This is a genomic window from Chitinophagales bacterium, from assembly GCA_017303835.1.
GTDB lineage: Bacteria > Bacteroidota > Bacteroidia > Chitinophagales > Chitinophagaceae > JAFLBI01.
The window spans coordinates 2,496,712-2,519,995 of record JAFLBI010000001.1 but is presented as its reverse complement, the minus strand read 5'-3'; the positions used below and the strand labels follow the sequence as shown (position 1 = coordinate 2,519,995).

The window sequence follows — 23,284 nt, the reverse complement described above, 5'->3', positions numbered from 1 at the left end:
CAAGTATGCAATTCTATAATTTACTCATTCGTTACCGTTTCTGGATCGGCTGTGTGGTATTGATCGGTGCCGTGGTGCTAAACCTCACCGGAACCGGCTTCTGGCCCAGCTTTCCACTCTATTTTATCGCCGTTATTGCCATATTCACCCATTTCTTCATTGGCCCATTGCGACTGATTCAGGACCCCATGGAAAAAGGCGAAGTAGATAAGGTGGAAAAAATTCTGAACTCGGTTTGGTTTCCAAATCTCCTCTACACACCCATCCGCTCTACTTACTATACCATCAAGGGTAATCTGGCGATGATGCAGCAAGATTTTGATGCAGCCGAAAAACACCTGAAGAAAAGTTCTTCGCTGGGTGCACCTATGCCAGAAGCAGAAGGCGCCAACAAATTGCAATTGGGTATGATGGCCATGCAGAAGGGCGATATCAAACAAGCTGAAGGCTATATCCGTGCTGCTATCCGCGCCGGCATCCCCGATAAAGAAAGTGAAGCGGTTGCTTATTTAAGCATGTGTCAGATATTTATGAATAAAGCGGATCGCAATTCACTTCGCGCAGCAAAAGATTTTTTCCGCAAAGCCAAAGCCTGCAAACCAACAACAAAGCAGGTAGTGGATCAGATCAAAGAAATTGAAAAGTATATCTCACGCATTCCAGGCTAATGACTCGCCTCGAACATATTACTGAAGCCAATGCCGGACTCGAAACAGTTCGGCAGCTTTTTTTGGATTACCAGCAAGAGTTGAATGCAGATCTCTGTTTCCAAAGTTTTGAAGCAGAGCTGAAAGACCCACTTAAAAAATACGGACCGCCCACCGGTAGTTTACTATTGGCCTATTACCAAGATCAACCAGCAGGATGTATAGCACTGCAGCCCTTACCTGAAGCTGGTGTGTGTGAGATGAAGCGACTGTATGTAGTGCCCAGCTTTCGCAAATTTGGTATCGGCAGAAAACTAGTACAAGCCATTCTGGATGATGCAAAAGCCTTGGGTTATCACATCATGAAACTGGATACGCTGGATCGATTGCAGCCTGCTATCCAACTGTATAAAGCCTTTGGCTTTACCGATGCATCCGCCTATTACGCCAACCCGCTGGAAGGTGTGGTGTATATGCAAAGAACTTGTTGATTTTTGCCGCAGCTGTTGTAACTTAAGCTGCACATGGACAATTCCACAAACTGGCAAACCCGTTTACATTTTCTAGGCACAGCATTGTTGAACGAATTAGAACAACATGCAGTACTCCAATCATTTCCTGCAAATACTACGCTAGTGCGAGAAGGTCAGTACGTAAAACTAATCCCCGTTGTACTGCAAGGCGCCATCAAAGTTTTCAGTTCATTCGAGGAAAAAGATTTACTACTCTATTACATTCAAGCATCTGAAAGCTGCATCATGTCTTTTGCAGCCTGTCAATACAATCAGCCCAGCAGAATCATGGCCATTACGGAAGAAGACAGCGAAGTATTGCTGCTGCCTGCGGATAAAGTACAGCGCTGGGTGAAGGAATACCCCTCCCTTAACCAACTCTTTTTCCAGCAATACAACCAACGCTATGCAGAACTGATTGATACCATCAATCACCTTTTATTTAACCGACTGGACGAAAGAGTGTATCAATACCTGCTGGAAAAAAGTCGTGTCAAAAACGAAACACAACTGAATATCCGCCACCGGCAAATCGCCCAGGAACTGGGCACAGCCAGAGAAGTGGTAACCAGGGTGATGAAGCGTTTGGAACAAGAGGGGCGTATTCAACAGCAAGACGGACTGATCAAAATCATGTAAGCCGGTGATTGGAGTCACCAGCCCAGGCCAAAGAATGCCTATATTTTTACATCATCAACCTGCCGTATGGGCCAATGGAAAAAACTGATACTGGTGTGTTTGCTTTGTATTGCATTGGTATATGGCGGAATAACACTCATACAAAACATCCTTAAACACTAAATCAACAACACATGAAAAAGAACATGGGCGGTGCAGACCGCATTATCCGCGTAATCCTGGCAATTGTTTTTGCCGCATTGTATTTTACAGGTACTGTAGCTGGTACATGGGGCCTGGTATTGGTTGTATTAGGCGGTGTATTTCTTGCTACAAGTGTGGTGAGTTTTTGTCCGCTCTACCTGCCCTTTGGTATCAATACTTGTAAAAAGGATTAAGATAATTTGACCTCATCATACTGCACTAAAGCTTCGTATGATAAACCCCTTACCCCTCTCCAAAAGAGAGGGGTGTTTTATTGCCTTATAATTCTGGCTTGAGTTTATTTTTCAAAATCAATAATGTGCGCTGAAGCATAAATGCTTCTATCAGGCTTAATGTATTTCACATACAAGCGCGCTTTCTTCCCCAAGCGCATACAAGTATGTTTTTGTTTGATGTCTTCTTCCGTATCTAATGGTTGTAAAGAAGGATACCAGAGAAAATAGCCCGGCTTGTCTAACAACAATTGCGGCTTGCTCCATTGCTGGGCTGCATCACCCTTGCTCAAATCTTTTTGTTGATTGAAAGAAATATAAATACTACTACCTGCCCATGATGGACCCGTTACTTTACCCATCAGCATTACCCAACATTGTAAGTATTCATTCCAGCTAACTGATGGGCCCCAATGAAAACCGCCTTCAGGTGAAGAAGCCGCACTACCGCCTTCTTTGCGCGGAATTTGCAATGAAGCAATGGGTTTACCTGCATCGTTCCATGCAGCTTCGAAAGCAATACCATTCCAACGTTGGGCCTTGCCTTGCGGATTGTCCAGATCTTTCAACGCAATACGTGCTACACTAATGCATTGTCCACTCCACTCTTTGTCTTTATGATAGCTTGCAGAATCATAAGCTTGCGGATAACTATACTCACCATAAAACAAATAGAGATAATCACCCGAGCGCACAGCAGAAGGATCGCCTACACCACCTGCAAAAGTGTTGGATGTGTTGTAAGGTTTCAAAATCATCCTGGGTTGCAGGTCTTCTATGAACAAACCTTTGTTCTCCCAGCTATGTCCACCATTCACAGACTTCATGATACCAATTCTGCAAACAGCAGCGGGTGATGTTGGCCCCTGCAAACCTTGTGGCCATAAGTGATTGATATAACCTTGTCCGGTTGCAGCATCATAAGGTAAATTCTGCGGATAGTTTTCATTATGATATACCGCATACAAAGTTTTACCGGAAGGGTCATCGCTGCTTTGATACACTGTTTCAAACCAAACAGCACCATGCAGGCCGGGTGCGCCTATCGGCGCGATGGGTGGCAATTGCGGCTGACGAAACGCAGATGAATCAGCGCTAAAAGCAGCAGGCGCATGCTTGCCATCGGCAAATCGCAAATCGCGCGCCGCACCCCAGACGGTATCTTCTCCATACTTACCAGGAAAGATGCGGAATGTATCACCAATCCAGGCTTCAGCCATATTGCAGTCTACAAAAGAATGAAAGAGTACCGTATCTGTATTGGTAATGGTAAAGTTTCGGTTGCCGGATGGTTGGTTACAGGCGAAGGCAGTAACGAATGCAATCGTTGCGAGTATCGTGCGCATGGGAAAACTATTTAACGGAAGTTATTACATAAAATAAAAAAAGGGCACCGCTCCCGGTACCCAATTATGAGAAAACCCCCAATAGACTTGTTTAGCCCGCCGAAGCGGAGGTCACCTGCTAAATGCAGGCGACCTTATTAACTATCCCCCAATAGTTCCTTGATTCAAAGCCCGTTCATTTCAATGCCGTGGCTTTCACGGATAGGTTTAAAACGGGGCGCCTGCACTCATTTCACAAATGCATTATTTTTGCAGGCTGTTGAAGCACTGGTGCTTGAATCACCATACTTGCGAAACCAAAAATACAGGGGCTAAATCATGAAGTCAACTGTGTTTTTCCGCAGGTTGGCACCCAAAATCAACAACTATGCCCCAAGCAAATACCTCTTATTTCGCACTAACCCAGGTTTCAGGTGCACCTGTAGACAAAGCACATCCTCAATACGAGCATTATCGTAATAGTATCCCACTGTTTCCGAATGAAGCAGTGTATGTCTACTCTTTTCAGCAAAACCGATTACTCTATGCGGCAGGCTGGGAAAAAACCATGGGCTACCGTGATGATGAAATCACCATGCACATCATCATGCAGGCAACAGATCCCGCACAAGCACCTTTTGCGTTTGAACTAAACAATAAAGCTGTACAGTTTCTGATGAGCCCAAGAAAAGACCTGGATCAGTACAGCTATTTTTTTGAAGGCCGAAAGATCCATAAAGACGGCTCATTGGTGCCCATGTCTATCCATATCCGTGTATTCAGTACCAAGAACGACCATGTGGATGAAGTCATCGGTCGTTTTCAGGTGAATCATACCCTGCGCTTTGGCAAGGTGTTACGCTATGGCGCAAACGGTCCTTTCAAAAATGAGTTCGAAGAAATCCTAAACAAGGAATTATTCCAGTATTCAGCTATTTCAGCAAAGGAAAAAGAAGCATTGTCCTTGGTATCAAAAGGTCTTTCCTTCAAGGAAATCGCCGACCAACTGGATATCTCCACGAGTGCAGTAGAAAAAAGAATTCTGCCACTCTACAAACGCTTTGATGTAAAAGGCTTACCACACCTCATCAGTTTTGCGTACGAAAATTTTATTCTTCCTTAATCAGGCAGATAAATCCAGTATACGCATGTCTGCTTCTTGTACGCCAATCTGTTGTAACCACTGTTGCCAGTTTCTGAGCTGATGATGTGTGCCCGGTGCATCACTGCCCAGCACCCAGATTACATTGCGGCTCACCAAAGCATGGATATTCTCGGGTCTTGATTGCAAATGCTGTTGCACAATTGCCGGTGTGATAAAATCTCCCAATACCGGATCCCCTGGATGCAAATCATCTACTACCAACCAATCGGCTTTCCGCCAAGTAGCCAATGCATACGGATTACCCTTTAGCAAATCATCATCGGCATCATGCAGCTGCGTCAACCATTTACTGGCAGTTGCATACACACATTTTTGTCGGTCAATAGATCGTTCATTGGCCATGGCCACAGCCAGACTGGTTTTACCACTGCCTTTCGGACCAATCATGAGTACATGCACACCTGTAAACTGTGTAGCCTGTATAGCCAAAACCGCTTGCTGATTTGCGGGATCAATTCGAAACTGCCACTGACTAAGTCGAAACTGAAATGGATACTCGGCCGTTTGCTGACATATCTTGGTGATATACCAGCTACGCGCGAAATACAATAACACCAATAAAAGTACTACCGGAAAAATCCATAGATACACTTTATGAGAAGCAATGCCTGCTACCATAAATGCACCGCTCACAAAAAAACAAACATCGATAAATGTATCGATACCCACATTCCACCAATCTGGCTGAAATACATACTTATCCTTATCACCCAAGAGGGGTTTTAGAAAATTATAGCACTCAAATAAAAACCAACATGCTGCAATTACACAAGCAGCACTAAAAGCGGGATCTGAAACCGGAAAATAATTGAGTGGCCAGAAACAAAACAGGATATAAGCCGGAATAAATCCTAAAGCAAAATGACCAAGTTGATTGGCCAGAAAAGCATAGCTGAGTGTTACACCACGATATGAGTCTTTTCCAATGAGATCGTATTTCAGCTGCATACGAATGCGCTGAGAAGAAATTGCAGCAGTTTTCATACTACAATTTACCAAAAGACATGCATCATATTTTAATACCCGCGCACATTCCTGCCTTCCATATAGTTCAGGAAAGCTTTGTTGCACACGCGGTTTCCACCAGGGGTGGGATAATTACCCGTGAAATACCAGTCGCCTGTATTGGTAGGACAGCTATCATGCAAGTCTTCAATGGTTTGATAAATCACCTGAACAGGCACATCCACTTCTGCAGGTGTTATCAGCTGTGCAATCTTATTGGAAATATCTTCCGGCGTAAACGGATGATAAATATCTCTTACCACATTGCGTGTATGCAATTGATTGGTTCTTTGTAGTTCCTTGATTTCTTCATGTGCTTTCGTGAGTACATCCTCCATATTGCGCTCCTTCAGCAATTCCACTGCTGCGCGGAAGGCGATGAAGTCACCCAGCTTACTCATATCAATACCATAACAATCCGGATAACGGATTTGCGGTGCTGAAGAAACCACGATGATTTTTTTGGGCTGCAATCGCGCCAGCATACGTACAATACTCTGCTTCAAAGTAGTACCACGTACAATGCTATCATCAATCACCACCAAAGTATCTTCTCCTCTGCGCACTGTACCATACGTAATATCATACACGTGCTGCACCATCTCATTTCTGCTAGCATCTTCTGTAATAAAAGTGCGCAGCTTTACATCCTTGATGGCAATTTTTTCCTGGCGAATTTTTCTGTTCACCATCTCCTCCAGCTTCTCAGGCGTAAAATCCTTGCCCCAGCTGAGGATTCGTTCTACCTTAATCTTATTGAGGTATTCCTCCATACCCTTTACCAATCCGAAAAAAGCTACTTCGGCAGTATTGGGTATATAAGAGAAAATGGTATTCTTTAAATCGTGGTTGATATTATCTAATACTGTTCTGCTTAAGTGATGACCGAGTGCAATACGCTCGCGGTAGATTTTTTCATCACTACCTCTGCTGAAATAAATGCGTTCAAAAGAACAAGCCCTTCTTTCCTTGGGCTCCAATATCTGTTCAATACGGTATTTACCTGCATCATCTACAATCAGTGCCTGACCCGGCATCAATTCCAATACTTCATTCTCGCCCACATTGAATGTGGTTCTGATGGCTGCTCTTTCACTGGCCGCAACAATCACTTCTTCGTTGATATAATAATAAGCCGGACGAATACCATGTGCATCGCGCAGCACAAAACTGTGGCCATTACCAATTAAGCCACCAATATGAAAACCGCCATCAAATAATGGCGCTGCTTTGCGTAATACCTTATTGAGATCGGGGGCATTCGGACTGATTTCATCTTCCTTCACCAGAAAATGGTGAATCACTTCCATCATCGCGGCCAGATCACTTTGCTTCTGAAACTCACCGGGATTTACATTGACCAAATCAAACAACTCCTCTGTGTTGACCAGATTGAAATTACCCGCCAAGGCGAGGTTTCTGCCGGGAATGAGGTTGCGCTTAATAAAGGGGTGACAAAATTCAACATTGTTCTTACCCTGTGTTCCATAACGCAAATGACCCAACAACAATTCGCCCAAAAAAGGCAGGTGCCCTTTCAATAAACCGGGATGTTGTTTGATATCCGGCTGGTATTTTTCCAGCTCTGCAACTTCCTGACCAATTTTGAAGAAAAGATCTGCGATGGGTTGAGGTGCATTGCTACGCGTTCTGGCTAAAAAAGGATAACCCGGTTCAACATGCAATTTTACTGAAGCCACACCAGCGCCATCCTGACCGCGGTTGTGTTGCTTCTCCATGAGCAGGTAGAGTTTGTTCAAACCGTACAGCACAGAACCATATTGCTGCTGATACCAGGAAAAAGGCTTACGCAGGCGGATAAAAGCCAGGCCGCATTCGTGTTTGATCTCGTCGCTCATAAGGGTATAAAATGAAAGTGGCGAAGGTACAACTCCGCCACTGTTTTACATATTAATTCAAGACCGGTTCCGGCTTCAACGTCTCTGCCAGCCAGAGGAATTCGCGCACAAAATTGTCGATATTCTTCTGGAAGCCCGGATCAATCAAATTACCCGCTTCATCGAACTTCTTGTCCATCAGCGGGGTAATCAGCATATGGGGTGAGGCAATGCCAAACAAAGCAGGTACCAGCAACAACAACTGCTGAGAACTGCGCATGCCACCCAATGCACCGGTAGAACCTGTTACCAGACCAAATGCTTTGCGGCTTTGCTTGGGAAAATGGTCTAATAAGTTTTGCAAAGCGGGAGAATAGCCACCGTTGTATTCCGGTGTTACCAGAATAAAGGCATCTGCACCAAATACACGCTGGGCCAATGGCTTGAACTGATCAGGCGTATTCTCTACAGAGCTGAATACCTGATCCAGCAGACCCAGATTCCATTCACGTACATCTATCAAACCCACTTCATGCTCGGTATTGGCACTTAAGTGCTTCTGCAAATGCAGGGCAATTCTTTTTGTAATGCTGTTGGCCCTTGGAGAGCCGGATATTATTTCAATTTTCATGACTTGCTTATTTATTCCGGCGATCAATGATTCACCGGCACTTCTATAACAATAAAAGATGCATCCTGTTCAACATGAACATTAAACGAACCGGTATCCCAGATACCGATAGCATCTTTTTCCTGCAGGGCTTCGCCAGCAATGGAAACTACTCCGCTGATGACAAACAAATACACACATTTATTCAAGGGTGTAAATGCATAACTCAATTGCTGACCTTTATCAAATAGCCCCAGAGACAGTTTTGCATTCTGGTTAATCCAACAATGTGCCTGACCCTCTTCATTATTCACAATGGTAACCAATTGATTCCTGCGCTTGGCCTTGGGAAAATACCTGCGCTGATAACGCGGTTGTATGTTCTGTAACTTGGGTTCGATCCAGATTTGCAGAAACTTTACCTCATCCTCACCAATATTGTGCTCTTCGTGACGCAGTCCGGTTCCTGCACTCATGATCTGTACCCAATCTTCGGTTACTTCCTCACTATAGCCCATGGTATCCTTGTGGTTCATCTTACCCTGCAACATCACCGAAATGATTTCCATATTCATGTGTGGATGCAGGCCAAAACCTCCACCAGCTTGTACCACATCATCATTAAACACTTTCAGCAAACCAAAGCCCTGTTTACCGGGATGATAATAATTGGAGAAGCTGAATGAAAACTGACTTTTCAACCAGCCAATATCTTTTATGCCTCTGTCTGCTGCGCGATGGATAATGTGTTGCATATTATTGGATGCTGCTGTTGAGTTCAATAGTACCAGATAAGGTTTTACTTACGGGACAAGCTTTCGCAATCTGTAGCAGTCTTTCTTTTTCTGCTTCGCCGATTTGCCCCTCAAAAGAAATATTTCGTGTGATGATGGTTTTGCCATCCACTCGCTCCACTTTTACTGCAACATCAATTTGCTGAAGTGGCCATTGCTTTCTGTCGGCATACATACGTAATGTGATAGCCGTACAAGAAGCCAGTGCTGCTTCTAGTAGTTCATCAGGGCTGGGTGCACTGTCTGTACCGCCCACATCCAGCGGCTCATCTGCAAAGAATTCATGCCTGCCATTGTCTAAGCTTAAGCGGTAATGCGTTTGCTGAATGTGTGCGGTAGTCATATCAGTGTGTGTATTTATGCTTGCTTGATCATCTGTACAGCCAGTTGCAGCTTCACTTCATCGCTTACTACAATACCACCGGCTTCTGTTGTTGCTGTCCACTTCAGATCGAAATCCTTACGGTTGATTTTACCATTGATTTCAAAACCTGCTTTCTGCTGACCCCAGGGATCTGTCATTGTACCACCAAACTCAACATCCAATGTAACAGTCTTGGTAATGTTACGAATGGTCAGGTCGCCAGTAAGTGCATACTCACTGTCAGATTTTTTCTGCAGACCGCTTGAAACGAAAGTCAGTTTAGGAAACTGCTCAGCGTTGAAGAAATCATCACTCTTCAGGTGACCATCACGCTGTTCGTTATTGGTGTTGATGCTGTTCACATCAGCTTCGAAGCTGATTTTTGCATCGCTGAAATCATCAGCAGCTGCTTCCATTGTAGCATCAAACTGCGTGAAATTACCCGTTACATTGGTGATCATCAGGTGTTTTACCTTGAAGTTGATTTCGCTGTGTGCAGCGTCGATTTTGTAGGTTGCCATTTTGCTATTGTTTGATTGTTGATTGATTATTGTTGATTGTTATTTAGTTTTCAATTAATACGCCCATCTTACCCATTTGATAATCGCGGAAAGCTTCCATGATTTCTGTTTCGGTGTTCATTACAAAGGGACCATGTGCTGCAATGGGTTCATTCAAAGGTTCGCCGCTTCCTACAAACAACATGGTGTCTGTAATCGCTTCCACTGTAAATGCATCACCATCCTGGTTGAACTGTACCATTTCTTTGGCCAGTACTGTTTGCTCACCATTCACACGAACCGAACCACTCAATACATACAATAAAGTGTTGTGGTGTTGCGGAATCGGGAAGGTGAAAGAACCACCTGTTTTCATCTCGCTCATCAGCGTATTCACTTTGGTGAATGTGGGGATGATGCCTTTCTTACCCATAAATTCACCTGCAGGTACGCGCACGATGGTTAAGCCATCTTCACTAACAATGGTAGGCGTATCTTCTGCTGTTGCAGGATGATAATGTGGCTGATCCATTTTGTTTGCAGCAGGACTATTCACCCAAACCTGTAAGAGTTCAGCCTCACCACCCAGATCATGAATATCTTCAGGTGGTCTCTCGCTGTGAATGATACCTCTGCCTGCATGAATCCATTGCGTACCACCAGCATAGACCACATGATCATTGCCTCTGCTATCGCGATGATGAATACCACCGCGATAAATAAAGCTGATGGCCGAAAAACCTCTGTGCGGGTGCGGACCAACACCCTGATGCTTTACCGGAATATTCTTTTCGTACGGTGCAATACCATGGTGAAAGACCAGAAAAGGATCCATGTAGCTATCAGGTGCAGGTAATAATTCCTGCACGCGGATACTACCAACATTGATTGGTCTACCTTTGAGTATGCGTTGTATTGTTTTCGTTGACATTTGGATGATTTTATGCTTTGAACTGCATGGGCACTTCAATCAATAAAATTTCTGCATCAGCATCGGCACTTACTTCAAGGGTGTTGGTTTCATATACACCAATAGCGTCGCGCGTATCCAATGCCTGACCGTTAATGGTTGCTTTACCGCTGATGATAAATGCATAGACGCCGCTATTGCTATTGTGCATTGTGTAAGTGGTATTCTTACCCTGATCAAATCTACCCATGGTAAACCAGGCATCCTGATTAATCCACAATGCATCGGAATTGTCTGGTGCAACAACTGTTTGCCATTGGTTTTGTCTGGTTTCTGGCAAAAAGGTTTTCTGCTCGTAGCGTGGCTCAATGTTTTTCTCTTTTGGAAAAACCCAGATCTGCAGAAACTTTACTTCCTTATCATGGTTGGCATTTTGCTCGCTGTGTTCAATGCCAGTGCCTGCACTCATGATTTGCACATCACCCTGACGGATGATTTTATCCCTGCCTGTGCTGTCTTTATGATGAAGATCTCCCGACAATGGTATGGATACTATCTCCATATTATCGTGTGGGTGTCTGCCAAAACCATAACCAGGCGCTACCGTATCATCATTCAGCACACGCAATGCACCGAAGTGAATTTTCGCAGGATTATAAAAGCCTGCAAAACTGAAACTGTGGTAACTATCCAACCAACCATGGTTGGCATGACCTCTTTCTGCTGCTTTATGGATAATCGTTTTCATATGCGCTCCTTATTACATGTACATACATGTATTTGTTTAAAAAAATTTACTCTTTCGTTCTCACTTTCTCCAATAATTGATTGAGTACTTGTGCTTCTTGCTGGCCGATACTCACCTGCTCTTCCATGGCATGATTGATACTGGTTGTAGAATTGTCTAATAAGCTCAATCCGCTCTGGGTTAAAGAAATCACTGTTTCTCTTCTATCCACTTCAGATGTAGCACGCTTCACCAGCTTCTTAGCCACCAATCGGTCAATGATTCTTGGCACATTCGAATTCTTCTCAATCATTCTACTGGCAATATCACGTACACACATTTGCTCGGGGTGCTTACCCTTCAGAATGCGCATGACATTGTATTGCTCGTGCGTTAACCCGTATTCCTTCAACTCGCGACTAAGCACTGTCTTCAGCCACCAAGCGGTGTACAGTATGTTCAGACTGGCTTTGTGCACGTCGTTTCTGAATTTATTACTCTGTATTGCTTCTTCCAATTTCATTGACGACACAAATTTACATGTATGTACATGTAATTTCCAAATTTTTCTTTTCCCTAAAAGCTAAAATGTTGATTATCAGATTATTGATTACCAGTAAAGCCCTGTGCAGTCTTACTCCAAAGAGTCACTTCCTTACAAGTAGTGTACTCCTTATCGATGCTCACATAAAAAGTTGGGATCTTCTCACGGAACCATTTTTCGATAGCTGCTTGCTTCTTTTCTTCCAGTGCGCGCTGCGCGATACGGTTATAGTCTTCTTTCAGGTTCTCGCGGTGTGGTTCAGTCCTTGTCTTCAAATAAATAATACGAACAGCCTTACGCTGACGCTCATCGGTATAGAGGCGGGGCTTGGAAATTTCACCCGGCTTCATGGCTTTGATTGCAGTAACCATATCGGCATCCAACTGATCGATGTTCACCATGGTTGAACCATCACGACCAGTTAAAGCACCAGCATTGAACTTACTATTATCATCATCACTAAACTTGTTCACTGCTTCGCCGAAAGAAATTTTATTATCTAGGATCTGCTTACGCAAAGAATCCAACTTATCTATCGACTCTTTGATTTCATCCTCAGTTACTGGTGGAATCTTGAGGATATGTCGAACAACAGCATCATCACCCTGACGGGCAACCAACTGAATAATGTGTAATCCAAACTTTGACTTGATTACCGGAGAAATTTGTCCATCCTTCAAACGAAATGAAGCAGACAAAAACGCAGGATCCCAGTTACGCTCATTTCTGTTCAAACTATACTGACCACCATTGTCTCTGCTACCCGGATCTTCAGAATACAGTTTTGCCAGCTGCTCGAACTTCTTACCACCAAACTCAACCTGTCTGCGTAAGTCGTACAACTGCTTCGATACATATTCTTCCACATCCTTGTTGGGCTTAGGTATTAGAACCAACTGACTTATCTCTAATTCGCTCTCATAAAATGCCAGACTATCTTTTGGAATACGCTCGTAATAAGCTTTTACTTCATTAGGCGTAATCTTGATATTCTCTACAATCTTACGCTCCATTTGCTCAGACAATTCTTTCTCCTTCAGCGGCTCGCGAAAATCATCTTTAATCTGGTAAACAGTTTTACCGGCAATTTCTTCCAATGTTTCCTTAGAGCCATAAGCACCAATAAAACTTCTGATACGATTATCCAGCTGGGCTTCAATTTCTTCCTCACTTACTTTCAGTGAATCTTTCTGCGCTTGTAAATAAAGCGCTTTACGAATCAACTGACCTTCCAGCACCTGGCACTCAGTGGGAATGATCACACCTTCTTGTCCCTGTGTCTGTCTTTTGAAATCAGCAATTGCATTGATGATATCAGATTTCAGGATGAATTTATCACCCACCTGCGCCACAATTTTATCGGCTACAACTTTTTTCACCTGAGCTTGCAAGCCCAGACTCATCATTACAGCAAGAATTACAAACAGTCTTTTCATAAATGTCTCCTGTTCCAAAAATAACCAATCAGTTAGCTAAGCTTGTCCTGATCAATCTTTTTAACAAAAAAATGAGCTCCGGGCCACACCAAGTGCCAACCTGAAGCTCATCCGGTTTTATCGTTCTATTCTACAAATCAGAGTGTACGCTTTACTTCCAGCTCTTCGTAAGCCACCACAGTATCACCTACTGAGATGTCTGAGAAGTTCTTGATGGTTAAGCCGCACTCATAATTGGTCGCTACTTCCTTCACATCATCCTTGAATCGCTTCAGGCTGCCCAGTTCTGCATAAGCACCTTCTGTTCTCGGATACAACAATACACCGTCGCGGAAGATGCGGATCTTATGATCACGCTTGATCTTACCTTCCGTAACATAAGAACCGGCAATGGTAACCTTATCAAACTTGAACACTTCGCGGATTTCCACAGTTGCCACTTCTTTCTCTTCCACTTTAGGTTCCAACATACCCTCCATTGCACTCTTGATTTCTTCAATAGCAGTGTAGATGATCGAGTACATCTTGATCTGAACACCTTCAGTTTCTGCCAGTTTATTGGCTTGTGCAGAAGGACGTACGTTAAAGCCCACTACTACCGCATCAGATGCTGTTGCCAGCAATACATCACTTTCTGAGATCTGACCAACTGCTTTGTGTACTACGCGTACAGCAATTTCATCGGTAGAGAGTTTTTGCAAAGAATCACTCAATGCTTCTACAGAACCATCCACGTCACCTTTGATGATCACATTCAATTCCTTGAAGTTACCCAGTGCCAGACGGCGACCGATTTCATCCAGTGTGATATGTTTTCTCGCACGCAGACCCTGCTCACGCAAAATCTGTGCACGCTTGGTAGCCACTTCTTTTGCTTCTGCTTCGTCTTCGTATACTTTGAATTTCTCACCAGCCTGAGGTGCACCATTCAGACCCAGTATCACTACCGGTGTAGATGGTGGCGCTTCCTGTACACGCTGATTACGTTCGTTGAACATGGCTTTTACGCGACCATAGTGCTGACCAGAAACGATCAAATCACCCTGACGCAGTGTACCATTCTGTACCAGAATCGTTGCTACATAACCACGACCCTTATCCAACGATGCTTCAATGATGGTACCTGTTGCTTCTCTTTCCGGATTGGCTTTCAGATCCAGCATTTCTGCTTCCAGCAAAATCTTCTCCAGCAAGAGATCAACATTCAGACCCTTCTTCGCAGAGAGTTCCTGGCTCTGGTATTTACCACCCCATGATTCTACCAGCAAATTCATCTGAGATAACTGCTCGTAAATCTTGGTGGGGTTAGCACCTTCCTTATCAATCTTGTTCACGGCAAAGATCATCGGCACACCTGCAGCTTGTGCGTGGCTGATGGCTTCTTTGGTTTGTGGCATCACTGCGTCATCGGCTGCTACCACAATCACCGCAATATCTGTCACCTTCGCACCACGTGCACGCATGGCGGTAAACGCTTCGTGACCAGGTGTATCTAAGAATGCGATTTTCTTTCCATTAGGCAGGCTCACTTCATACGCACCAATGTGCTGAGTGATACCACCCGCTTCACCCGCTACCACACTGGCATTACGGATATAGTCAAGCAATGAAGTCTTACCATGGTCAACGTGACCCATGATGGTCACAATTGGTGCTCTTGGTTGCAGTTCTTCTTCGCCATCTTCGTATTCTTCTTCCTCTTCTTCTACATCATCCACACCCATGAACTCCACTTCAAAGCCAAATTCGCTGGATACCAGTTCAATTACTTCAGCATCCAAACGCTGGTTGATAGATACCATGATGCCGAGGCCCATACACTTACTGATAACTTCAGCAAAACTTACATCCATCAGGTTGGCCAACTCACTCACCGTAACGAATTCTGTTACCTGCAGCTTGTTGTCCATTGAATCATCGCCCATGGAATCTGCCATTTCCTGACGCTTTTCACGGCGCAGTTTGGCTTTCAGGCTCTTACCGCGACCAGTCTGGCCGGCAAGCTTAGCCTGTGTTTCACGAATCTTATCTTGAATTTCTTTTGCGTCGATTTCTTTGTCTTCGCGCTTATCGCGATGTCTGTCTCTGTTACCACCACCGCGATTTTGTCCGCCACCCTGAGGACCGCCGGGACGCGTAAAGCTTGGCTTACCATCGGGACCACGTCTGATGCTGAAATTACTGCCACCACCAGAACTCTGTTGTTGCTGTGGTTGATCACTACCGGCACCGGGACCTTTTTTCTCGATAGGGATACGCTTGCGTTTGCGCTTCTCATCCTTTGCAGCAGGTTTGGGTCTGGTATCACTGTCAACTGGTAGTTCAATCTTACCCAGAATCTTAGGACCCGTCAGCTTCTCTACTTCAATATTCATGATCGCAGGCGCTTCTTCTGCAGGTGCTGGTGTTTCCACCACCGGTGCAGGCGCAGGTGCTTTCTCAACAACAGGCGCAGGCGCTTCTTCTACCGGTGCGGGAGCTGGCGCTGGTGCTTCTGCAGGTGGAGCTGCTTTCTTCGCTGTTTTCTTAGGACGGGTAGAAGTATCTAATGCATCCAGATCAATCTTGTTGATGATCTTGGGGCCTTCTAACTCAGGTGCATCAATTTTTACTACAGCAGGTTCCTCAGCAACCGGTGCGGGCGCAGGTGCTTCCACTACTGGTGCAGGCTCGGGTGCTTTCTCAACAACAGGCGCAGGCGCTTCCACTACTGGTGCGGGAGCTGGCGCTGGTGTTTCCACTTTCTTCTCATCCTTACGGAAAGAGATTTCTTCCTCATCCTTCTTCTTCTTCGCATCGCCCTGCATGCCTCTGGGTATTTCTACCTGATCGGCCTTGTTTTTAGCCACTTTATCGCTTTGGAACTCGCTTTGCAAAGAGCGATACATATCCTCGGTCAGTTTGGCCGTGGGTTTCAACTCTTCGCGGTCGAATCCTTTCTTCACCAGAAATTCAATGAGCGTATCCTGCCCAATATTGAACTCCTTGGCGGCTGCTAACAGTCTTGGTAATTTCAGTTCTGACATATTACTCTTAATAGGCTACTGCTGTTTAAGACCGCAGTAAGACCGGTTTAGTTGCTTTGTTGCAGCATTTGCTGCGGTTCATCAATTACTCTTTATCCATTTCTTCCTGCAGGATGCGAATAACATCTGCAATGGTTTCTTTTTCCAGATCGGTTCTTCTTTCCAGTTCTTCAGGTGTCAGCTTCAATACAGAACGAGCTGTATCGCAACCTACACGCTTGAATTCATCAATGATCCAGGTATCAATTTCATCACTGAATTCATCCAGATCAATATCAAAGTCGTCTGTTACTTCTTCGTCTTCTCTGTATACATCAATCTCATAACCAGTAAGCTCACAAGCCAACTTGATGTTCACACCACGGCGACCTATGGCCAGTGATACCTGATCTGCTTTCAAGAATACATCCGCTTGCTTCTTCTCCTGATCGATATTCATGTAGCTGATCTTAGCCGGCGTTAATGAACGCTGGATCAAGAGTTGAATATTGGTAGTGAAATTGATCACATCAATGTTTTCGTTCTTCAATTCACGTACAATACCGTGAATACGGCTACCCTTCATACCCACGCAGGCACCTACCGGATCAATACGATCATCGTAAGATTCTACAGCCACTTTAGCTCTCTCACCTGGGTCGCGAACGATTTTCTTAATAGCGATCAAACCGTCAAAAATTTCAGGCACTTCAATTTCCAACAATTTGGCGAGGAAGAGCGGACTTGTTCTTGACAGGATAATCACAGGTGAATTATTCTTCATATCAACACGCGCTACAACAGCACGGATATTTTCACCCTTCTTGAAGTAGTCCTGTGGAATCTGCTCTGCTTTTGGCAGAATCAGTTCATTGCCTTCTTCATCTAGCAACAACACTTCTTTCTTCCATACCTGATATACTTCTGCACTGATAATATCTCCAATACGATCTGAGTATTTTTTTACGAGTACGTTCTTCTTCAAATCGCTGATACGGCTGGCCAGGGTTTGCTTGGCAGCAAGGATAGCGCGGCGACCGAAATCATAGATATTCACTTCCTCATAGAGTTCTTCACCCACTTCGAAATCGGGCTCAATCTTCACTGCATCGCTATAGCCGATTTCTGCGAGCGGATCCATCACTTCACCATCTTCCACAATCATTCTGCGGCGAATGATCTCGAGGTCACCCTTCTCCGCGTTCACGATTACGTCGAAATTATCATCAGCACCATATTTCTTGCGCAGCAAGGTTTTGAAAACGTCTTCTACGACTTTCATCATGGTTGGACGGTCGATGTTCTCGGCATCTTTGAACTCCTGGAACGCGTCGATTAAGTTGATACTTGCCATATTACCTTGTTTTTTCGGCCCGCATGGCGGGACTTACGTTAGAATTTGATTTGAACGGTTGTTGATTTTATCTGTTGAAAAGGAATAAGCACTTGTTGGGTAACAGCTTTTTTGCCCTTACCGCTGGTATGTTCCAGCAGAATATCCGCTTCGGCCACTTCCAGCAGTTTACCTTCTTTCTTGGTACCATCTACAAACACCACTTCTACAACGCGACCAATATTCTTGGTGTATTGACGATGCAGTTTCAGGGGCTCATCTACACCAGGAGAAGAAACTTCCAGCGAGTATTCACCCGGAGGAAACATGCCCGAATCTTCAATCATTTTGTAGAGTTTTCGGTTGAACTGTACGCATTTTTCGATCGTAAGTCCTTGATCTCCATCCATATACACACGAATATTGTTCGTGGGTTTGATTCGGATACTTACCAAAAAGTAAGCCGTTTCTTCGGCCAGCAACTGGTTGGCCAGTGCTTCTATTTGCTGAATTTGGGTCTCAATAGCCATAAGCTGACATAGGTACAAAAGAGAAGGGAACGGTGTCCGTTCCCTTCTTTTGCTTCATTTTCCAAGGCAAATGTAGTGCTTAATAGCCATACAAGCCAAATTTGAATTGAAACCACTGTTCCCATTTTAACGATTCTGCGTTTTTACCGCACCCTACCTTTACGCCATGTTACGCATTGTATTATATACCCTGTTGTTCTATTTTTTGTATCGATTCATTTTTGAATTCTTGATTCCGGTTGGCAAAACAGCAGGACAGGTTAGAAAGAAAGTAAAGGAAATGCAGGAGCAACAGGAAGCTTTTCTGCGCAAGCAAGAGCAGTATCAACAACAGACTGCTCGGCCACAAGCACAACCTCAGCCCAAAAAAGCTGGTGGCGACTATATTGAATTTGAAGAAGTGAAGGATTGATCGCTGAATGCGGAGAGCTAAGAGCTGAAAGCAATTTAATTCCTGTTGATTTTTCTAACCACCCTGAAGGCGCTGCTGTTCAGGTTGAAATGAATTGCCTGCTAAAGATTCCAGATTTAATGATACTCGATACGCAAAGTGCCTTTGGTTGCACGATATGCCTTATATGAAACAATTAGCGAGTCAGTATTATAGTAATCAGGATTACCGAAAAAATTAACTGTTCCAGGTGGAAGTGCAATTCCATACACAAAAGCAGTATCATCAATATTACCCGTTATTTTCAGAAATATGCAAGTTCTATTTGCATCATAGTCTTCGGAATAAAAAACAGTATCCCTTCCAACATCTTTTATATCAACTTCATATTTTTTTGATGTACAGGAAAGCAATGCTAAAAGGAATAAAAGCAAGAATACTCTCATGCTGAAAATTTACACACTGATTACGTCTTCTTGAATCAATTTAAAACACAAATTACATTAATCGCAAATTCCTTACTGTTGAATGCTCGCGACCTTCTATAGTTGGCAAAAGCAAGCTCCACTTTTTGCTTTTCACTTTTGACCTGCTTGCCGAAGCCTCGGCGCAGGCAAGCTTATAACTTAATCTCCGTGATCTCCATTCCCTTTTCCAGATAAATGGTTTGCAATCCTACCGCTTGTGCACCTGTAATATTCTTAGGCGTATCATCAATGAACAAGGTTTCAGCAGGATTCAGTTGCTGTTCATCCAGAATAAATTGAAACGCTTCCGGATAGGGCTTACGCAAGCCCATGTATTGTGAGTAGTAAGCTTTGATGAAATAACTGTTGAAATCAACACCCGGATGATCTTGTGTAAAGCGCGCCATGAAAGCATCGTAATGGATCTGATTGGTGTTGGAGAACAAAAAAATGCGGTAACGTTTACTCACTTCTTCTAACCATTGTAGTCTAGTTGCAGGAAAGTCCAGCAGCATAGCATTCCACGCATCGCGAATAGTTTCATCATTGATGCTTGTGCCTGTTTGCTCGCGAAAGCCCTGATAAAAATCTTGCTCACTAATCTTACCGGTTTCTAATTGCTCAAATAATGGATTGGAAAAATGCTGCGTGAAGTAAGTATGAAAGTCTGTTACACCTGCAGCAACAAATGCGTCTTCCGTTAACTGATAATTGAGGTTGAGAAAAACCCCACCCAAATCAAAAATAATATTACGAATGCCTTGCATGCTGCAAGATTACTGAAGAGAAAGGATATTAAGTCTTTTGTCTACTCACCGAAGCCTTGGCACTTTACCATCCGAAGCTTTAGCGAAGGGTGGAGGTGAGTCTTTGGCTTGCTCACCGAAGCCTCGGCATAGGTGAACCTTTTATTTTTGAATTTTACCGTTTGACTTGTGATGTACTACTTAACCGCAAAGGCGCAAAGGCGCTAAGGATCGCTAGGATGGTGTATTGAAAACTTCTTTGAAATAAGCTGATTGCTCTTTGAATTTTTCTTCTTTACTTTTTACTTTTGAATTTTACCTTTTGACCTTTTCTCTTACCAACCATTCACCAACACCATCTTCCCTGTCATTCTTGCTTTTAGATAATCAGTAAGCTCTCTGCCCTGCTTAGGTTTGGCATCACCATAATTCAACTTCACCTGAAACACACTATCCCCCACAGCATTCACCAGCCAGCCACAATGTAATGCAACGATACTGCTATCTATTTGCTGTACTTCTCTTAACAATTGGGTAGCATCTGGTGTGTTGTTTTCGTGCATGCGATTGAGGGCTGATTCAACATTCACCAAGCGTAACGCATTGGCAGCTTGTTGCTCTACCAGATTGCTGAAATCAGACTTAGTAAGTTTTTGCCGATCCTGCCTAATGCGCAGAATAGTATTGGGCATTTGGTACTCGGTTCTAACAAGCGTTTGCAAAGAATCTAATTCCTGCTGACTGAATGTTTTATCGAGTACAACCAATTCAATACCTGCAGGCACGCTGGCAATAATTTTTTTACTCAGCACGATATGTTCTTTTGCAACAAACTGTTCTTCAATAAAACGATTGGCTTTTTTACGCAATCGGTTTTCTTCTACCACCTGCCAGGCAAAAAAGATAGCCGGTAATACCATGATGGCTACAGCCGTACTCATAATACTGCGAATGCGGATGGCCTGCTGCTTATCCACATACTGCACTGGTTGAAAGCGCAGGTATTTCACCATTAAAAAAGTGGCAATACAGATAAAGGTGCAATTGATGAGGTAGAGATAAAAAGCACCCAACATATATTGTAATTGTGCGGTAGCAATACCATATCCAGCAGTACACAAGGGTGGCATCAAGGCAGTAGCAATAGCAACACCGGGAATCACATTGGACTTTTCTTTTCTGGATACACCCACAATGCCTGCCAATCCACCAAACAAAGCAATCAAGACATCAAATATGTTTGGAGAGGTTCTTGCCAGCAATTCTGATTGTGCATCACGAAGTGGCGTGATGAAAAAATAAATCGTTGACACCGTCATGGCAATCAGTGTGGCAATCAACAAATTCTTCAAAGCTTTTTTGAGTAGGGCAAAATCATTGATGGCCAAAGCCATACCTGCACCCACTATTGGACCCATCAAAGGAGAGATTAACATCGCGCCTATGATCACTGCTGTTGAATTGGTATTTAAACCAATGCTAGCCACAAAAATGGCAAAGACAAGTAGCCATAAATTGGTTCCACGGAAAATAACCCCCTTCTTCACAGCTTCAATCACTTCGTTTTCCGGCGCCTTATCTGTATGCAATTCAAATAAGTCTGATATGATATGTTTCAAATGCATAAATGAGATTGCTTTTGTCCAAACAAAAAGAAACTTCGTCCTAAGAAACAATTAATAAATAAGAATTTGCATAAATTATGTCAAAAATCAAGCACATGAAAAAAATGTTTTCTTTTTTGGTAATCCTTGGCATATGCATCAGCTGTGGCAGCAAAGTATATCCTGATACGAACTGGGGTAATGATAAAAAATGGGTTGTTGCTGAAATCAGAGGTGTACCTGTGCAGACAAGTGGTACAGACAAAGATGCACATTTGGTATTTATGCCTGGAGATAAAAGATATGCCGGCACAGGTGGTTGCAATCGCATATCTGGTACTTATACTCTTGAAAAAAAGGATCGCATCACATTCTCCAGTCCTGCCGTTACAAGAATGGCTTGCCCAGATTTAGCATTTGAAAGTAGCTTCCTGAATACGCTTGCTTCAGTTGATAGATTTAGTATTGATAATGGCGTACTACTGCTGAGGAAGGGAGATGAAATTGTCATCAAATTAAAATAAATAAAAAGCCCCATACGAGGGGCTTTTTATTTAGTCGTTTCCAGATCTCTTTTGTCCGCTTTGTCCGGCCGGCTTCATTGCAGGGCGTGTTGCTGGCCTTGACATGCCGCCACCAGCAGGCGCAGGTCTTACCTGTGGTCTGGCTGGCATTGGTCTTTGTTCAAATGTTGGTCTTTGTGCGGGTCGGCTCATTGGCCTTTCCGGATAGACTGCGGGTTTGGATGGCCGTGGTCTTTCAAAGCCGGAACTAGGTAGTGTTACAGGTCTGCTCACTGCAGGTCTTTGTGGCATTACCGGCCGTCTTTTATCTGCTGGCAAAACCGGACCTACTCTATCTCCAGGTCTTGTATAACTATCTCTAAAGCGATGATCTCTTTTGTATTGCTGCACCAACGAAGCATTATTTACCCGGTTTCTATACTGCCAGTGTTGCTGCTGTAGACGGTAATAATTGCTTCTGCGATAATGACTTGACCAGTGCCAATGATAATGGTAGTGATGGTAGTAGTAATCATGCCAGTACCATGGACGCCATGGGCTCCACCAACCGGGGTAATACCCCCAATACCATGGTGAGCGATAAACCACATAACCCGGTGCATAGAGATAGCCCCACATGGGCCATAAGTTTATCCTGATTTGAATATTGCTGCCACCACCAGTACTGCTTTTTGCTTGTTCTTGTTCCGGCTTATCTTGTTTTACAACTTGGTCTTGCTTAGGCTGATAACCGGGATTAGGTGTACTTGTATTCTTTTCATCAAGATCAGCAGGCTCAATAATATAGTCTTTGCCATATAACTCTTCATTACCGATTAGCTGAATAATAATTTTACCCTTTTTATCCTTACTCACTTCAATTACAGCCAAATCCTGAATCTCTTTCTCTGTTACATACACTTGCAAGATGATGGTATGGTTATTCCCAGATTGCTCTGCCACAACCTTGATATAATCAATTTGATCATCTTTATTCAAGTCAAGATTATTCACCCGATTATTCTCTTCATTGAGCTTTTGTTCAAATGCTTCCAGTGTGGGTGACTGCTGAAAAATATTCAATACAGCATACAGATTCAGGTTGTCTCCAGGTAAGCCAAGAGAGTCTGTTTTTTCCTGTGCGCCCGCTGTTAACAACAAGAATAGCAAGCCGGAAAAAAGAATCATTTTTTTCATGCACAATTGCTTTTGATTAAGGTAGCGCTTTTACAAATACCTCCTAAAAAACTGCAATAAAAACCTGAAAAAAACG

25 protein-coding genes are annotated in these 23,284 nt (G+C 43.7%); 7 read left to right on the top strand and 18 right to left on the bottom strand.

The annotated features are described in order from the left end of the window. Positions 1-5 precede the first annotated feature (5 nt). The 4 genes from J0L83_11395 (at position 6) to J0L83_11380 (ending at position 2,175) form a co-directional block, all read left to right on the top strand. Positions 6-668: a hypothetical protein gene (locus tag J0L83_11395; GenBank protein MBN8665174.1), complete on the top strand. Its 663-nt coding sequence runs from the start codon at positions 6-8 to the stop codon at positions 666-668. Continuing rightward, entirely contained in the window at positions 668-1,138 is a 471-nt protein-coding gene (locus tag J0L83_11390) for a GNAT family N-acetyltransferase (protein MBN8665173.1), read from the top strand. Before J0L83_11395 ends, J0L83_11390 begins: the two co-directional genes overlap by 1 nt. A gap of 33 nt (positions 1,139-1,171) precedes the next feature. After that, a complete protein-coding gene (locus J0L83_11385; GenBank protein MBN8665172.1) occupies positions 1,172-1,798 on the top strand; it encodes a Crp/Fnr family transcriptional regulator in 627 nt (208 codons plus the stop codon). A 173-nt stretch (positions 1,799-1,971) separates the two neighbouring features. Further along, positions 1,972-2,175, top strand: a complete 204-nt coding sequence (locus J0L83_11380; GenBank protein MBN8665171.1) for a DUF2892 domain-containing protein — start codon at positions 1,972-1,974, stop codon at positions 2,173-2,175. Positions 2,176-2,279: 104 nt separating this feature from the next. On the opposite strand, the gene J0L83_11375 is transcribed toward J0L83_11380, so the two are convergent. Beyond that, positions 2,280-3,560 carry a hypothetical protein gene (locus J0L83_11375; GenBank protein ID MBN8665170.1) on the bottom strand — a complete coding sequence of 427 codons (1,281 nt, stop codon included), beginning with the start codon at positions 3,558-3,560 and terminating at the stop codon, positions 2,280-2,282. A 367-nt stretch (positions 3,561-3,927) separates the two neighbouring features. On the opposite strand from J0L83_11375, the gene J0L83_11370 reads away from it, so the two are divergent. Beyond that, the gene (locus tag J0L83_11370; protein ID MBN8665169.1) at positions 3,928-4,662 is read left to right on the top strand and encodes a helix-turn-helix domain-containing protein; all 735 of its coding nucleotides are present in this window, start codon (positions 3,928-3,930) and stop codon (positions 4,660-4,662) included. Here the strand turns inward: J0L83_11370 and J0L83_11365 are convergent, their stop codons facing one another. The 13 genes from J0L83_11365 to J0L83_11305 all read right to left on the bottom strand — a co-directional run bounded on the left by J0L83_11365 (position 4,663) and on the right by J0L83_11305 (position 18,300). After that, positions 4,663-5,688, bottom strand: coding sequence for an ATP-binding protein (locus tag J0L83_11365; protein MBN8665168.1), 1,026 nt, complete (start codon positions 5,686-5,688; stop codon positions 4,663-4,665). It lies immediately after the preceding gene. Between the two features lie 32 nt (positions 5,689-5,720). Next, positions 5,721-7,568, bottom strand: a complete 1,848-nt coding sequence (locus J0L83_11360; GenBank protein MBN8665167.1) for an amidophosphoribosyltransferase — start codon at positions 7,566-7,568, stop codon at positions 5,721-5,723. A gap of 52 nt (positions 7,569-7,620) precedes the next feature. Beyond that, the gene (locus tag J0L83_11355; protein ID MBN8665166.1) at positions 7,621-8,178 is read right to left on the bottom strand and encodes an NAD(P)H-dependent oxidoreductase; all 558 of its coding nucleotides are present in this window, start codon (positions 8,176-8,178) and stop codon (positions 7,621-7,623) included. 23 nt (positions 8,179-8,201) lie between these two features. Beyond that, positions 8,202-8,912, bottom strand: coding sequence for a pirin family protein (locus J0L83_11350; GenBank protein MBN8665165.1), 711 nt, complete (start codon positions 8,910-8,912; stop codon positions 8,202-8,204). 1 nt (position 8,913) lies between these two features. After that, positions 8,914-9,294 carry an OsmC family protein gene (locus tag J0L83_11345; GenBank protein ID MBN8665164.1) on the bottom strand — a complete coding sequence of 127 codons (381 nt, stop codon included), beginning with the start codon at positions 9,292-9,294 and terminating at the stop codon, positions 8,914-8,916. A 14-nt stretch (positions 9,295-9,308) separates the two neighbouring features. Further along, complete coding sequence (locus J0L83_11340; protein ID MBN8665163.1) at positions 9,309-9,836, bottom strand: YceI family protein; 528 nt, start codon at positions 9,834-9,836, stop codon at positions 9,309-9,311. Positions 9,837-9,879: 43 nt separating this feature from the next. Then, the gene (locus J0L83_11335) at positions 9,880-10,746 is read right to left on the bottom strand and encodes a pirin family protein (protein ID MBN8665162.1); all 867 of its coding nucleotides are present in this window, start codon (positions 10,744-10,746) and stop codon (positions 9,880-9,882) included. Positions 10,747-10,756: 10 nt separating this feature from the next. Further along, positions 10,757-11,473: a pirin family protein gene (locus J0L83_11330; GenBank protein MBN8665161.1), complete on the bottom strand. Its 717-nt coding sequence runs from the start codon at positions 11,471-11,473 to the stop codon at positions 10,757-10,759. 46 nt (positions 11,474-11,519) lie between these two features. Further along, positions 11,520-11,975: a MarR family transcriptional regulator gene (locus J0L83_11325; GenBank protein ID MBN8665160.1), complete on the bottom strand. Its 456-nt coding sequence runs from the start codon at positions 11,973-11,975 to the stop codon at positions 11,520-11,522. Between the two features lie 80 nt (positions 11,976-12,055). Beyond that, the gene (locus J0L83_11320; protein ID MBN8665159.1) at positions 12,056-13,432 is read right to left on the bottom strand and encodes a peptidylprolyl isomerase; all 1,377 of its coding nucleotides are present in this window, start codon (positions 13,430-13,432) and stop codon (positions 12,056-12,058) included. A gap of 137 nt (positions 13,433-13,569) precedes the next feature. After that, positions 13,570-16,458: a translation initiation factor IF-2 gene (gene infB / locus J0L83_11315; protein MBN8665158.1), complete on the bottom strand. Its 2,889-nt coding sequence runs from the start codon at positions 16,456-16,458 to the stop codon at positions 13,570-13,572. An 85-nt stretch (positions 16,459-16,543) separates the two neighbouring features. Then, positions 16,544-17,791: a transcription termination/antitermination protein NusA gene (gene nusA / locus J0L83_11310; protein ID MBN8665157.1), complete on the bottom strand. Its 1,248-nt coding sequence runs from the start codon at positions 17,789-17,791 to the stop codon at positions 16,544-16,546. Positions 17,792-17,829: 38 nt separating this feature from the next. Further along, the gene (locus tag J0L83_11305; protein MBN8665156.1) at positions 17,830-18,300 is read right to left on the bottom strand and encodes a ribosome maturation factor; all 471 of its coding nucleotides are present in this window, start codon (positions 18,298-18,300) and stop codon (positions 17,830-17,832) included. 166 nt (positions 18,301-18,466) lie between these two features. Here J0L83_11305 and J0L83_11300 point away from each other — a divergent pair, with 166 nt between their 5' ends. After that, positions 18,467-18,712: a hypothetical protein gene (locus J0L83_11300; GenBank protein ID MBN8665155.1), complete on the top strand. Its 246-nt coding sequence runs from the start codon at positions 18,467-18,469 to the stop codon at positions 18,710-18,712. A 116-nt stretch (positions 18,713-18,828) separates the two neighbouring features. Here the strand turns inward: J0L83_11300 and J0L83_11295 are convergent, their stop codons facing one another. The 3 genes from J0L83_11295 to J0L83_11285 form a co-directional block, all read right to left on the bottom strand. Continuing rightward, positions 18,829-19,137 carry a hypothetical protein gene (locus J0L83_11295; protein MBN8665154.1) on the bottom strand — a complete coding sequence of 103 codons (309 nt, stop codon included), beginning with the start codon at positions 19,135-19,137 and terminating at the stop codon, positions 18,829-18,831. A gap of 173 nt (positions 19,138-19,310) precedes the next feature. Continuing rightward, positions 19,311-19,925 carry an HAD family phosphatase gene (locus tag J0L83_11290; GenBank protein MBN8665153.1) on the bottom strand — a complete coding sequence of 205 codons (615 nt, stop codon included), beginning with the start codon at positions 19,923-19,925 and terminating at the stop codon, positions 19,311-19,313. Between the two features lie 314 nt (positions 19,926-20,239). Further along, entirely contained in the window at positions 20,240-21,529 is a 1,290-nt protein-coding gene (locus J0L83_11285) for a TIGR00341 family protein (GenBank protein MBN8665152.1), read from the bottom strand. Positions 21,530-21,624: 95 nt separating this feature from the next. On the opposite strand from J0L83_11285, the gene J0L83_11280 reads away from it, so the two are divergent. Then, the gene (locus tag J0L83_11280; protein ID MBN8665151.1) at positions 21,625-22,032 is read left to right on the top strand and encodes an META domain-containing protein; all 408 of its coding nucleotides are present in this window, start codon (positions 21,625-21,627) and stop codon (positions 22,030-22,032) included. Between the two features lie 30 nt (positions 22,033-22,062). On the opposite strand, the gene J0L83_11275 is transcribed toward J0L83_11280, so the two are convergent. Beyond that, positions 22,063-23,208 (bottom strand): hypothetical protein, encoded by a 1,146-nt coding sequence (locus J0L83_11275; protein ID MBN8665150.1) that lies wholly within the window; start codon positions 23,206-23,208, stop codon positions 22,063-22,065. Positions 23,209-23,284: the final 76 nt, after the last annotated feature.

Coding starts and splice junctions, on each gene's coding strand:
- J0L83_11380 (MBN8665171.1), top strand. CDS start 1,972: ATGAAAAAGAACATGGGCGGTGCAGACCGCATTATCCGCGTAATCCTG.
- infB (MBN8665158.1), bottom strand. CDS start 16,458: ATGTCAGAACTGAAATTACCAAGACTGTTAGCAGCCGCCAAGGAGTTC.
- J0L83_11295 (MBN8665154.1), bottom strand. CDS start 19,137: ATGAGAGTATTCTTGCTTTTATTCCTTTTAGCATTGCTTTCCTGTACA.
- J0L83_11375 (MBN8665170.1), bottom strand. CDS start 3,560: ATGCGCACGATACTCGCAACGATTGCATTCGTTACTGCCTTCGCCTGT.
- J0L83_11345 (MBN8665164.1), bottom strand. CDS start 9,294: ATGACTACCGCACACATTCAGCAAACGCATTACCGCTTAAGCTTAGAC.
- J0L83_11290 (MBN8665153.1), bottom strand. CDS start 19,925: ATGCAAGGCATTCGTAATATTATTTTTGATTTGGGTGGGGTTTTTCTC.
- J0L83_11360 (MBN8665167.1), bottom strand. CDS start 7,568: ATGAGCGACGAGATCAAACACGAATGCGGCCTGGCTTTTATCCGCCTG.
- J0L83_11335 (MBN8665162.1), bottom strand. CDS start 10,746: ATGTCAACGAAAACAATACAACGCATACTCAAAGGTAGACCAATCAAT.
- J0L83_11365 (MBN8665168.1), bottom strand. CDS start 5,688: ATGAAAACTGCTGCAATTTCTTCTCAGCGCATTCGTATGCAGCTGAAA.
- J0L83_11330 (MBN8665161.1), bottom strand. CDS start 11,473: ATGAAAACGATTATCCATAAAGCAGCAGAAAGAGGTCATGCCAACCAT.
- J0L83_11300 (MBN8665155.1), top strand. CDS start 18,467: ATGTTACGCATTGTATTATATACCCTGTTGTTCTATTTTTTGTATCGA.
- J0L83_11370 (MBN8665169.1), top strand. CDS start 3,928: ATGCCCCAAGCAAATACCTCTTATTTCGCACTAACCCAGGTTTCAGGT.
- J0L83_11325 (MBN8665160.1), bottom strand. CDS start 11,975: ATGAAATTGGAAGAAGCAATACAGAGTAATAAATTCAGAAACGACGTG.
- J0L83_11385 (MBN8665172.1), top strand. CDS start 1,172: ATGGACAATTCCACAAACTGGCAAACCCGTTTACATTTTCTAGGCACA.
- J0L83_11285 (MBN8665152.1), bottom strand. CDS start 21,529: ATGCATTTGAAACATATCATATCAGACTTATTTGAATTGCATACAGAT.
- J0L83_11390 (MBN8665173.1), top strand. CDS start 668: ATGACTCGCCTCGAACATATTACTGAAGCCAATGCCGGACTCGAAACA.
- J0L83_11275 (MBN8665150.1), bottom strand. CDS start 23,208: ATGAAAAAAATGATTCTTTTTTCCGGCTTGCTATTCTTGTTGTTAACA.
- J0L83_11355 (MBN8665166.1), bottom strand. CDS start 8,178: ATGAAAATTGAAATAATATCCGGCTCTCCAAGGGCCAACAGCATTACA.
- nusA (MBN8665157.1), bottom strand. CDS start 17,791: ATGGCAAGTATCAACTTAATCGACGCGTTCCAGGAGTTCAAAGATGCC.
- J0L83_11280 (MBN8665151.1), top strand. CDS start 21,625: ATGAAAAAAATGTTTTCTTTTTTGGTAATCCTTGGCATATGCATCAGC.
- J0L83_11320 (MBN8665159.1), bottom strand. CDS start 13,432: ATGAAAAGACTGTTTGTAATTCTTGCTGTAATGATGAGTCTGGGCTTG.
- J0L83_11305 (MBN8665156.1), bottom strand. CDS start 18,300: ATGGCTATTGAGACCCAAATTCAGCAAATAGAAGCACTGGCCAACCAG.
- J0L83_11395 (MBN8665174.1), top strand. CDS start 6: ATGCAATTCTATAATTTACTCATTCGTTACCGTTTCTGGATCGGCTGT.
- J0L83_11340 (MBN8665163.1), bottom strand. CDS start 9,836: ATGGCAACCTACAAAATCGACGCTGCACACAGCGAAATCAACTTCAAG.
- J0L83_11350 (MBN8665165.1), bottom strand. CDS start 8,912: ATGCAACACATTATCCATCGCGCAGCAGACAGAGGCATAAAAGATATT.